This window comes from Parendozoicomonas callyspongiae, from assembly GCF_023502345.1.
GTDB lineage: Bacteria > Pseudomonadota > Gammaproteobacteria > Pseudomonadales > Endozoicomonadaceae > Sansalvadorimonas > Sansalvadorimonas callyspongiae.
This window is the reverse complement of the sequence record NZ_JAMFLX010000008.1, coordinates 1-12212: the sequence shown is the minus strand read 5'-3', so window position 1 is coordinate 12212 and position 12212 is coordinate 1. Positions and strand designations below refer to the sequence as shown.

Sequence of the window (12212 nt, the reverse complement as noted above, 5' to 3'; positions counted from 1 at the left end):
CAATATCGTTCCAGCGATTCCGATTTGTTCTTTCTGACAGTATACAGATTGAACAGAAGAGTCACCGGAATACACCTAAACAAAACAACAGACCATTTCGGTCAAACCTCGACCAGCGACAGATAACCGCAGCATTTGACAAATGTCCATATCTAACTACCGAAATAATTATATCTTTAAGTGATTATCGTTTCCGGTATAAATAGATAACAGGCTGAACAGTACAAATCATCCATCCCATCCGCAGGGAAACTTTTTTCTGTTTATATTGTCTGACTACAAACTTGAAATTTTGCCTGGCAACCCTTAAATAACTCAGCCTACGTTGTCGTGGTCAAACCATGACAAAAAGGCAAACGGATTGCTCAAACACTACCTGATTAAAGAAGAGAGCCCTTCACCTATGGATGCAGGTTTGACTTCAAGCTCAACACACAACTTGCTAATTTCACTAAGAAATTATTTGCGACAGGTGATTATCGGGCAGGAACGCCTGCTGGATCGCCTGTTGATCGCCCTGCTTGCCGATGGCCATATACTGGTTGAAGGGGCTCCGGGTCTGGCCAAGACCAAGGCTATCAAGGATCTGGCCGAAGGTCTTGCCGCTGGTTTTCAGCGCATTCAGTTCACTCCGGATCTTCTTCCTGCTGATATTACCGGTACCGAAATCTACCGCCCTGAAGATGGCAGCTTCCGTTTCCAGCAGGGGCCTGTGTTCCAGAATTTGGTATTGGCCGATGAGATCAACCGTGCTCCGGCCAAGGTTCAGGCTGCTCTTCTAGAAGCGATGGCAGAAAGACAGGTCAGTGTTGCCGGGACCACCCATGCACTTCCCGATCTGTTTCTGGTTATGGCTACCCAGAACCCGATTGAACAGGAAGGCACCTACCCGCTCCCAGAAGCCCAGCTGGACCGTTTCCTGATGCATGTCTGCATTGATTATCCGTCTATCCAGGCCGAGCGGGATATTCTGCGACTGGTACGCGGAGAGGCTTTGCAGCAACAACAGGTGAAACCCAGCATTCTGCCCCAGGAAGTGATTTTTGCAGCCCGACGCGAAGTGCTGGAACTGCATATGGACACGGCAGTTGAGGATTACATTATTCATCTGGTTGATGCCACCCGGCACCCGGCCAAATATCAGAAGAACCTTGGTTCACTTCTGGAATACGGCGCCAGCCCCCGGGGCACTATCGCACTGGATCGCTGCGCCCGTGCCCATGCCTGGCTGAATGGCCGGGATTTCGTGACCCCGGATGATGTTCAGTCAATTGCCCACGATGTATTGCGCCATCGAATTATTCCCAGCTATGAAGCGGAAGCCCGGGGCATGAACGCCGACCGCATCCTCACCCTGCTCATGCAGCAGGTTGCAGTCGCCTGACCACTCGTGCATATCTGAACTGGGGGAACGGCAATGAGTGGTGCTTACACAAGTCTTGATGAACTGACCAGACTGGCGAGTCTGGCCAAACATATTCCTTTATATAAACCCGGCCCGGCCAAAGCCCAGCTAACCGGCGGACACCAGTCCCGTCTGCGTGGCCGCGGTATGGATTTTGAAGAATTCCGAAACTATCAGCCAGGCGACGATATCCGCACTATCGACTGGCGGGCCAGCGCACGCACCGGGAAAACCCAGACCCGGGTTTACCGAGAAGAGCGGGAGCGTCCGGTGCTTCTTGTGGTTGACCAGGGAGCAGGTCTGTTCTTTGGCAGCCAGCTCAACTTCAAATCAGTCACTGCCGCAGAAGCTGCCGCCCTTTTGGCCTGGCGTGCTTTGAAGCATGGTGATCGGGTTGGTGCTCTTCTGGCCGGGCAGGAACAACATAAGGAGCTTCGGCCACGTCGTTCCCGGCAACATGTTCTGCAGCTGTTGCAGCAGACGGTTGAAATGAATCAGTCTCTCAAGGCTGGTCAGCCCCGCAACAGCCAGGCTCTGGATAAAATGCTGGCTCGTACCGCACAGCTGACTCATCCCGGATCACTGGTTATTGTGATCAGCGATTTTCATGGAATCAGTCCCAACGGCCTGAAAGATATGGCTCTGATTTCCCGCCACAGTGATTTGATGGCGATTCAGGTTTTTGATCCGTTAGACAGTGATCTACCTCCAGCTGGTCTGTACGCCGTCAGTGATGGTGAACGCCGTGGACTGCTGAACAGCCGGATAAAGAGCACCCGGGAAAATTATCAGCAGCAGGCTCAGCAACGGCAGAAGATGCTTGTTGAACATATGCAGAAGTACCGCATCCCGTTTCACCGGCTGAACTGCTGCCAACCCACGGAAGACCAACTGCTGCAAACCACTGTTTCTTTTCAGGCAGAACTGGAAGGAGGCAATCATGAATAATGTTGCCTCAGCCGCTCAGGGACAGAATCCTCTGGATGCCCTGGCTCCCAATATTCTTCCTGCTCCTATCGGCACATGGCCACCAGCGATAGGTTGGTGGATTTTACTGGCACTCGCTCTTGCAGCTCTTATCGCGGCAGTGCTGCTGATATTGCGCTGGTACCGGCGCAGTGTTTATCGCCGTTCAGGCTGCAGGCAACTGAAAGTGATTCGCGAACAATTCCAGCAACATAATGATCGTCAGCGTTATCTGCGGGAATGTAATTACCTGTTGAAGTCCGTTGCCCTGCAGGCTTATCCCCGCAAGGATGTCGCTTCACTCAGCGGGCAGGAGTGGCAGGTATTTCTCGATAAGAGTCTCGATAAGACACGAGATAAAGCAGGCCTATCAAAGATTTTCACCAAAGGCCCCGGCAGAGCCGTTGGCACAACCAGCTATGAGAAAGGTACCGGTGTTGATCCCGAACCACTTTATCGCACTGTCGATGTCTGGATAAGAAAGCACCATGTCTGAGTTATTACGATTTCTATCAGGTCTGGAATTCACCCTGCCCTGGATATTGATGCTGCTTCCCCTGCCCCTGCTGGTCAGACGTTTTGTGCAACCCGCCAGCCGCAGACAAAGTGCCCTGGTTGTTCCTTTCTTTGCAGACCTGCCTCTTGATGAAAGCCTTTCCGGCACTGCCCGCAGTCGCAAGGTGCCGGTTGTGTTTTCAGCGCTGGCCTGGCTGATGCTCTTGCTGGCTGCGGCCGGGCCAAGATGGGTCGGTGATCCGATCAAGCTGCCTGTTTCAGGGCGGGATACATTTCTGGCTGTTGACCTTTCAGCCAGTATGGAGATTGAAGACCTGAAGCTGAATGGTCACCAGGTCAACCGCCTGGAAGTAATCAAGGATGTTGTATCCAGATTTATTGATGGGCGTAAAGGTGACCGGCTTGGCCTGGTACTGTTCGGTACTCAGGCTTATCTGCAGGCTCCCCTGACCTTCGATATTGAAACCGTTCGTACCCTGCTTAATGAAGCCACTATAGGTATTGCCGGTGAGAGAACAGCCATTGGCGATGCCATCGGCCTATCCGTCCGCCAGCTGCGTAAACGCCCCAAGGAACAGCGGGTTATGATTCTTCTGACTGACGGGGCCAATACTGCAGGCAACCTCAGCCCCGAAAAAGCCGCCGAACTGGCAGCCAAGGAAGGTGTCACCATTTACACCATTGGTGTGGGCGCTGAGGAAATGATTCAGCCCGGTATTTTTGGGACCAGTTTTGGTGCACAGAGGGTTAATCCTTCCGCTGATCTTGATGAAGAGATGCTGAAACAGATCGCCAATCTGAGCGGCGGCAGATACTTCCGCGCCCGCTCTACCGATGAACTGAAGGACGTGTACAAAACCATCGACAAAATGGAACCGGTTGAACAGGCCAAAGAGACGTTCCGCCCGGTACGTGATCTGTTCTTCTGGCCACTGAGTGTGTTCTTTATTCTGGCAGGGCTGCTGGCGATGCTCAGTACTCTGAACCATTGGGTCAGGAGGAGTGCCTGATGGATATAGCCTCAATATTTTCAAACTTTCATCTACTGCGCCCCTGGTGGTTACTGGGTGCTATTCCCGTTTTTCTGCTGATCTGGAAACTGTGGCAGCAGAGACAGCAATCAGGTAAGTGGCAGAAAATTATTCCTGCGCATCTGCTTTCTCACCTTGTAGAAAATGATGACCAGCCTTTCAGCCGTTTACCGGCCTTGCTGACATTAATCGCTGGACTGATTACAGTGATTGCTCTTTCCGGTCCAGCCTGGCGCCAGATCAGTACACCGGTTGAAAAAAGCCGGTCTCCGCTGGTTCTGGTTGTTGATCTGTCCCAGTCCATGCTGGCTGCCGATCCCAGCCCAAACCGGCTTACCCGAGCAAAGCAGAAATTGACGGATATTTTAAGACTGCGGCAGGATGGCCTGACCGGCCTGATCACCTTTGCCGGCAGCAGCCATATTGTCGCCCCACTGACAGATGACAATGCCACCCTTGTTAATCTTGTTCGTTCCCTGCATCCCAATATTATGCCGATAGCTGGCAGCCATCCCGAGAAAGCTATTGCCCAGGCGGTTGAACTTTTGCGTCAGGGTGCTGGGCAGGCGGGTGAAATTCTTATGCTGACTGATGAAATCACTTCCAGTCAGGCTAAGGCAATCAACGGCGAGCTTGCGGGAACCGGCGATACACTTTCCATCCTGGGGATAGGCACAGAAGCGGGTGCACCGATTCCTGCAGAAAGTGGTGGTTTTATCAGGAATCGTGACGGCGCCATTGTGATGGCCCAGCTGGATCGCAGTGCTCTGCAGAATGCAGCTGCCCAGAATGGTGGCCTGTACCGTGACCTTAGCCTTGATAACAGCGATATAAACTCGCTGCTGCCAAAGGCTTCTGTCACCGACGAAACCGTTCGGGTTGATCGCACCTGGGACAGCTGGCACGACGAAGGGCGCTGGCTGGCACTGTTGATTCTCCCCTTTGCAGCACTGGCATTCCGTCGTGGCTGGCTATTTTCACTGTTTATTCTCTGTTTTGCTCTTCCGCCACAGAACAGTTATGCCTTTGAGTGGAATGATCTCTGGCAAACCCGTGACCAGACAGCCATGAAGCTTATCGAAGAAGATCCCAAAAAAGCTACTGAGATCTTTGAAAACCCGGTCTGGAAAGCCGAAGCGCTCGATCGTAGCGGTGACTTCAGTGAAGCTGCAAAATTGTTTGGAGAGCAGGACACACCCGAGAATTATTACAATCAGGGCAATGCCCTGGCCCGTGGTGGCGAGCTGGAAAAAGCACTCAAGGCTTATGATAAGGCTTTAGCAGGTAAACCTGATTTTGCAGCTGCAAAGGGAAACCGTAAGATTGTTGAAGATCTTCTGAAACAGCAGCAACAGCAAGAGCAGAAGAATCAAAATCAGCAAAACCAGAATCAGGATAATTCCGAAAATCAGAAACAGGACAATAACCAACCACAACAGGATTCTGACCAGAGCAATAATGATCAGAATCAAGGTCAGAACAAAGACGACAACCAGAACTCTGATCAAGACGATCAAAATCAGGATAACTCTTCTAAAGAGGAACAAAACAAGAAGGATCAGTCTTCAAGCCAGAACAATGATTCTGCTAATGATCAGCAGGACAAAGACAACCCTCAGCAACAAAATCAAGCTGAGCAAGAGCAGGAAGAGAACCAGGAGCAGTACAGCTCTCCCATGGAAACTCAAAACGAAGAAAGCAGTCAGGACAGCGCTGATACTAACGCTTGGCTTAGACGTATCCCGGATGATCCCGGAGGCCTGCTGCGTCGCAAGTTTGAACAGCAACAACAGCAACGGGCACCTGTGCAGCAGGGAGAAAAGACATGGTAAAACCCATCAAAAGCATTTTTTTACAACTTACACCGTTGCTGGCCCTGTTCAGTTCCCTGGTATTTGCTGATTTAAGTGCAACCATTGATCGTAATGTCATTACCGATGGCGAAGTGGTGAATTACACCCTGCGCAGTGATGGCCAGACCTTCAGCGGTTCACCTGATCTTTCCCCTCTGGAGAAGGACTTTAATATCCTTAACTCTCGCCAGAGCAGCCAGATCCGTATGATCAATGGCCGCAGTGAGTCCTGGGTGGAGTGGGATATTGCCCTGCTGCCAAAGCGTGTTGGGGCAGTGACGATTCCCAGCCTGAAACATAATGGTGATACCAGTAACCCAATCACGATTGAGGTGAGGAAAGGTTCTTCCACTCAAGGTGCTCCTGCCAGTTCTCCGGTGTTTATGCGTGCCAGCATCGGAAAAGATGAAGTCTGGCAGAACCAGGAAACCATACTGACCCTGAAGATTTTCGTCCGCGCCCAGTTTGCCGACTCCCCCAACCTGACACCGCCGGAAACCGAAGGGGCAATTTTTAAAATCCTGGGAGAAGACCAGAATGAAGAACGGATAATTGATGGTATCCGATACCAGATCATCACCCGTCAGTACGTTGTAACGCCAACACGTCCGGGAACCCTGAAAATTCCCGGACAAGTACTGACCGGTTCCATTCTTGAAGATGACCCTTATGGTAATCGCAGTCTGCTGCGGATGACCCGCACCAAGCCATTCCGAATCACATCACCGGAAATGGAGCTTAAGGTCAACCCGGTTCCGGCCAGCTGGCCATCCGATAAACCCTGGCTGCCAGCAGAAGAAGTCACTATCTCAGAATCATGGAGTGAGAGCCTGAATGAACTTAAGGCTGGTGATTCCATTACCCGTACAGTAATGGTGATGGCAAGAGGCAGTAACAGTGCCCAGATTCCACCACTGCCAGCTTTAAATATTTCCGGCATGCGCAGCTATCCCGATCAACCAACACTGGACGATAAGCGCGATGTTCACGGAGCTTTTGGTACGCGTAGCGAATCCACAGCCATAGTGCCTACTCGTGGGGGACGGTTTAGTGTTCCGGCAATTGATATCACTTGGTTTAATACCAAAACTGGGCAGGTTGAGGTCAGTCGACTGGAGGGACAACAGCTTAACATCAAAGCGGGATCAGCCATTGAGCAGACCCAGCCCGCACCTTCTCTGCCACAACCCAGCTTTAATGAAACACCTGCCACCAAGCCCGAGTCAGTTAATCAATCAGAAATCATCGATAAACAGTCGTTAATTTACTGGCAGATAGCGACTTTCCTGCTCGGAGGGTTGTGGTTGATTACACTCTTTGCCTGGTGGCGAAAAGACTTAGCTGGCAAAACTCAGGTGATACTTGCTTCATCAACTCAGACCAGAGATGTATCGGAAAACGAAGCTTTCCAGAGCCTTCTTAAACAGTGCTCAACTGATAATTTGCCTGCTGTAGAAATGGCTCTGATTCACTGGGGAAAAATTCACTTTTCAAACCCGGATATTTACCAGGCCAGTATAATTATCGAGAAAATAAGGAGCAGCCAGCTGACAAGTGCATGGCATGAGTTGCAGCGCACTAAATATCAGCAAGAATCAAAAAATAAGGTTTCTACAACTCAATTATTATCTTTACTCAAAGACGTTAGAAAAAAATGTAAAACGAAAACCCAAGACAGCTACAACTATCAATCGATAAACCCATAACTTAACCGAGATACATACGGAGGACATTAAGGGTTTGCAGACTTGGAACAGTTGCCTCATAACCTGAGGTTTATCTAGTTTTGATAGTGTTAGTTTCGCAAACAAAGTTGCCACCCACCTTGAACTCAGAGTCTCTTTTTCCAATCCCTAAGTACTCGGACGTTTGTTTTTGGGGCCATCTTGCCCGCATTCATAGGGATACAGAGAGCTCGATATTCGATTACGAATATCCATGTACTTAACCATGGAGAATCCCTATGGACACCACTGCATAAGTTCCACTGCAATGCCCTCACAGGCCTTTCTGAAGACAAACTTGCAGGGCTACTTAACAATCATTGTAAACAGGCCAGTATTAAGACGAATCAAACCAATGCCATTGTAAAATACTATAGAGACGCGATGTGTGACTTTTCTTTATAAGTCCTGACGGGGCATGACCACTGTTTAATATCTATTTGCCATAACACACCAGACAGTGACGGCCATGCCCCTCGAAGAGTTTATCATCAGTGTCTTCTGTCTGATCGACGATTTGTACTTCTCCTGCATCACTGAACCCATCCGTAAGCGTGGGACACCACCCAAGCTTGCTGACAGTGAAGTTCTCACCATGGAAGTTGTCGCTGAATGGCTTGGCATCCATGAAGATAAAGCAATGTGGAAGTATTTTCATCGGGAGTGGCTCCACTTTTTTCCCTCTCTCCCTAATCGCTCACAATTTGTTCGCCAGGGTGCCAATCTCTGGAAGGTTAAACAGCTGCTGAACGCAGAGCTGTTGCACCTCCTCAAGGTTGACCGTTCCGATATCCACATCATTGATGGTTTCCCCATTGAGGTCTGCATCAGAACACGAGTGGCCAGAAGTCGCTGCTTTAAAGGTGAGGCGTGGTTCGGGTACTGTGCTGCAAAGAAGAAGGATTTTTATGGCTTTCAGGGGCATGTCGTTGTAGACATAAGAGGTATTCCCTCAGCTTTTCAACTCACAGCTGCCAACGTTGATGAACGCGACACAGCCTATGATTTTTTGGACGACATAGCCGGACTGCTCCTGGGTGATAAAGGGTATATAAGGCCTGAATTAAAACGTGATTGCCAAGCAGCAGGTATCGACTTGCAGACACCATTGCGTCGAAACATGGATGATGATCGTCCCAAATGGTTTGTCAGGCTCATTATGCGTATTCGGCGAAGAGTCGAGACAACCATTGGTCAGTTGGTGAAGTATTTTGACATTGAGCATTGCGGCTGTCGGGATATGTGGCATCTGACCAGCCGTATGGGCCGAAAATTTCTTGCTTTCACCGTGGGCGCATATTTGAATATCAAAGCTGGGTTAGTTATTTTAATTGATCAAGCAGGAGGCGGGATTGCTCCCACCATCCTCTTACACCACAGCATAAACGGTTCCGTATTACTGTGGTTTAGCTGCTGTTAACTCATTTTGCGGCGGCGCAAGCCCAACAGAGACAACAGCCCCAGGCTCAGCATTGGGAAACCGAAGCTGCCGCCGCCATCGCCACTATTTACACCTTCTTCACCTGGTTCAGTTTTGGTCAGATCCAGATCAATCAACACTGGATCATGGTCTGACGAGCGAAATGGTGAAGATTCACCCTGAGTAACATATTTATCAAACCACTCATCCTGCTGCCCAGAAGCACTTGCTTTGTATTCCGTTGGTTCCTTGCCCTTATAGTCACGATAAAATTCATCGTTATAATCCATTCCAGGCAATTCACGGGAGTTAATAGCCCAGTCAGACACTTGCTCAACCTTAGCTTTTAACGATGGACTGGCCAAAGCGTGATCAAGAGCTCCAGACTCACTTTTGTAAACATAAGATACGGGATTATTGCCGCCTAAATTAGAATAGCCAAGGTGGTAGTCTGTCGTTTCAACAGCATATGTTCCGTCTGATGCTCTCACAGATTTTTCAATAGTCCGCCCAGTATCATCTCTTGTTAAAACCAGAACTGGATCCTCCTTCGCATAGGCGTTCAAATCTCCTATCAACAATACATCTTTGTTAACATGATTAGCTTGCAAAAATTTACCTAGAGTTTCTGCAGCTGAAACGCGCTGGCGATTACAATTCCCTTGACCGAAAGTATCTTCCTTATCAGCCAAATCATCGCAGTCAGACCCTTTTGACTTAAAATGATTAATAACTACAGTCAGCTCTTTGTCTGTGTTTTTTTGCTTAAAGGTTTGAACCATTGGGGGGCGGTGCTTACCAGTTACCTCATCAAAGGGATACGCCTTCAAAATAGTAGGCTGCCCTACAGTTTCAACTGAATTTTTATCATAGATAATAGATACTTTAATTACGTCATTGCCAATAAACTGATCGGACGAGCGAACGAAGTCATAGTTCTTCCCTTGAGGTTTATCAGAAGAGGCATTCAACTGGTTAACCAGATTCTGAATGGCGCTATACTCACCCCAGCCATCATTCTCCATCTCTAGAACACCGACGATATCGGCTTCCATTCGAGCCATTGCAACTGCAATTTTAGAACTTTGACGACCAAATTCGGCGGCAGTATTCGCTCCACGAGAATTCCCCTTATCGGACTTTGCCCAATCAATGGTTCCATCACCATTGCGGAAACCATTGAAATAGTTTAATACATTAAAACTAGCTACACGCAAGATACCCGCAGCAGGGGATGCTGGATTTGCGACCCTCGGATTAGAACTAGAGTCTAGAGTAATTTTACCTGCAGGCACCAAGCGATAACTACCAAAGCCTTGACTTATAATACCCTGCATCCCTGAATCAATACGATCACCAACTCTCACAGGATTATTGAAATCAAGATCTGGAAGATAATTAACTTTTGATAGATACGATCTGGAGTCTCCATCATCAATCACTATCTTATTCTTATTATTCTTTTCCTGTTGTTCTTTTGCTTCAGCGCTAGCAGCTGGATATTTATTGGTCGGTTTAATCAAATTTCCGCCACTGGAAACAACAAGGTCGGCATATCTATTTACACCATACACATCGGAAACATAAAAACCATCGTCGCTCACACCATCACTATTGCCATCACCTGTCATGGGTGAAAGTACAACATTCATGCTCTCATACGGCTCATAATTTCCATTTTCTGGCATGCTAATCGATGTTTGCGGCACTGACTGGCCAGAGCTGCACTTAAGGAACTTTCCGCTTTTAATGTCTTTCAGCTGTGTAACATCTGAATATTCTACAACCCAACCCTGAACAGTGACCTCGTCACCAACTTCGGGTTTATTTACTGAATCGTAAACCCGGATTGCAACGGAAGCACCTTCGGAATCAGCAGAAGTACGCTCCTGCTCAATAAAGTACTGCTTGTAGAGAGTACGCGTAACAACACCTTTTAACTGCACATATCTCTTTTCAACAGCAATATTCCCAGTTCCCTGAACAGATGAAATCCTGCGATCAGCATCTACACATGATACAAATGGAGGAATTACATACTCTTCACCGGGCTTGAACCCAAAACCGAAAACACTTGTTTTACTCTTTGCATCCCATTGATCAGACCGAAATGCAGTTGATGCAACAAGACCGGTAGTTTTACGGGAAAGCACCTTATCTTTCCCAAAGTCCACATCACCGAACTCACCAAGTGTATCAACAACAGTTCCATTCAAGCGCTGAATCTGCAATGAATCATCACCATTAAAGTTTGCAACCTGATGTATCTTGCTTGGATATACTCCATCAACCTTGTTGCTGACAGCGACTACAAAAGTTTCTTCTGGAGCCAAAAGCCCATCAGCGCCAGTAAATTCAAGAGCATAACCTTTGCTCTGATCACCATCAGTGAATTTAACTATTTTGTAGTCTGATAGTTGAATGTTTGAACTACCGTTATTATATATCTCAAAAGCCTTGTTATCATTCCCAGAACCTTCAACATATTCGCTAAAAATCAATTCTGCAGAAGCCATTGGCGTGGCTGCCATAACAGCGACCGCCAGCGCACTCAGCGCAATTGTGTGTGTGGTTTTATTCGGCACAAAAAACTCCAACTGTGCGACAATCCGAAAAATCCCCCCTGGAAAGCGAGCTACTTATCATTATTTCGGGGGGGGCGATTGAGTGATACAGCAGGAATAATACGGATTCCAAATTGATAGATAGCTGTCTCAGGTCATAAAAGAGGGGGACATTGAACGGAACATTTTTTACGATCGAATATTAATTGAACAGGTCGAAATCAGGCGATTGATAGCCGACCATGTCGGCATTCTAAATTCATCCATTTCCTACTTAATATTGCAGGGTTTGTATTTGTTCTTATTGCCAATCCTGGACTCTTTCCGCATGAGATGCCTAAGTACTCAGACAGTTTCTTTCATATGTTATGGCGAGTGGATTTTTTCACCCTTCAAGGCACAACGTCGAGAGCGTAGCCATAGCTACGTGACCAAAGTTGTAACGCCGCAAGGGCGGGAAAAGAGGCCGTCAGAATATATGAAAGCAACTGCCTGGGTACTTAGGAACTGTCTAAAAATAACTTCCCTGCTTATCCAATAGCATCAGGAATGGCAACATAGTTCCATTTTGGAAGCAGTTCGTCGAACTGAATGACCATCTTCTCTTTAAAATCTGCTGCATACTTGCGTCCCGCTTTGTAAAGCTTGTCGATGACCCTGACTTTGACTCTGAGTCCTGTCGCTGTGCCTGTTTTTTCCATGTAGTGTTTCGCAGTCTCTACGCTTTCAAGCG

8 protein-coding genes and 1 pseudogene are annotated in these 12212 nt (G+C 48.2%); 7 read left to right on the top strand and 2 right to left on the bottom strand.

The genetic code is table 11. From position 1 onward, the window contains the following. Positions 1-463: 463 nt before the first annotated feature. The 7 genes and pseudogenes from M3P05_RS07485 to M3P05_RS07455 all read left to right on the top strand — a co-directional run. Positions 464-1384 (top strand): AAA family ATPase, encoded by a 921-nt coding sequence (locus M3P05_RS07485; protein WP_249698869.1) that lies wholly within the window; start codon positions 464-466, stop codon positions 1382-1384. 33 nt (positions 1385-1417) lie between these two features. Next, a complete protein-coding gene (locus M3P05_RS07480) occupies positions 1418-2353 on the top strand; it encodes a DUF58 domain-containing protein (protein ID WP_249698868.1) in 936 nt (311 codons plus the stop codon). Further along, positions 2346-2867: a DUF4381 domain-containing protein gene (locus M3P05_RS07475; protein ID WP_249698867.1), complete on the top strand. Its 522-nt coding sequence runs from the start codon at positions 2346-2348 to the stop codon at positions 2865-2867. Before M3P05_RS07480 ends, M3P05_RS07475 begins: the two co-directional genes overlap by 8 nt. Next, the gene (locus M3P05_RS07470) at positions 2860-3897 is read left to right on the top strand and encodes a vWA domain-containing protein (protein ID WP_249698866.1); all 1038 of its coding nucleotides are present in this window, start codon (positions 2860-2862) and stop codon (positions 3895-3897) included. Before M3P05_RS07475 ends, M3P05_RS07470 begins: the two co-directional genes overlap by 8 nt. After that, on the top strand, positions 3897-5750 hold the full coding sequence (locus M3P05_RS07465; protein ID WP_249698865.1) for a vWA domain-containing protein: 1854 nt from the start codon (positions 3897-3899) through the stop codon (positions 5748-5750). Before M3P05_RS07470 ends, M3P05_RS07465 begins: the two co-directional genes overlap by 1 nt. After that, complete coding sequence (locus M3P05_RS07460) at positions 5744-7477, top strand: BatD family protein (protein ID WP_249698864.1); 1734 nt, start codon at positions 5744-5746, stop codon at positions 7475-7477. The genes M3P05_RS07465 and M3P05_RS07460 overlap by 7 nt, the downstream gene beginning before the upstream one ends. A gap of 487 nt (positions 7478-7964) precedes the next feature. Then, positions 7965-8801 (top strand): annotated as a pseudogene (locus M3P05_RS07455) (IS982 family transposase); the annotation flags it as partial. Between the two features lie 110 nt (positions 8802-8911). Here M3P05_RS07455 and M3P05_RS07450 read toward each other — a convergent pair. Further along, complete coding sequence (locus M3P05_RS07450; protein ID WP_249698863.1) at positions 8912-11500, bottom strand: ExeM/NucH family extracellular endonuclease; 2589 nt, start codon at positions 11498-11500, stop codon at positions 8912-8914. A gap of 509 nt (positions 11501-12009) precedes the next feature. Continuing rightward, the coding region (locus M3P05_RS07445; protein ID WP_408635877.1) for an ISAzo13-like element transposase-related protein at positions 12010-12212 on the bottom strand (203 nt) is incomplete at its 5' end.

Bases quoted from the DNA above. Each gene is read 5' to 3' on its own strand.
- M3P05_RS07480 (WP_249698868.1), top strand. From the start codon at position 1,418: ATGAGTGGTGCTTACACAAGTCTTGATGAACTGACCAGACTGGCGAGT.
- M3P05_RS07475 (WP_249698867.1), top strand. From the start codon at position 2,346: ATGAATAATGTTGCCTCAGCCGCTCAGGGACAGAATCCTCTGGATGCC.
- M3P05_RS07470 (WP_249698866.1), top strand. From the start codon at position 2,860: ATGTCTGAGTTATTACGATTTCTATCAGGTCTGGAATTCACCCTGCCC.
- M3P05_RS07465 (WP_249698865.1), top strand. From the start codon at position 3,897: ATGGATATAGCCTCAATATTTTCAAACTTTCATCTACTGCGCCCCTGG.
- M3P05_RS07460 (WP_249698864.1), top strand. From the start codon at position 5,744: ATGGTAAAACCCATCAAAAGCATTTTTTTACAACTTACACCGTTGCTG.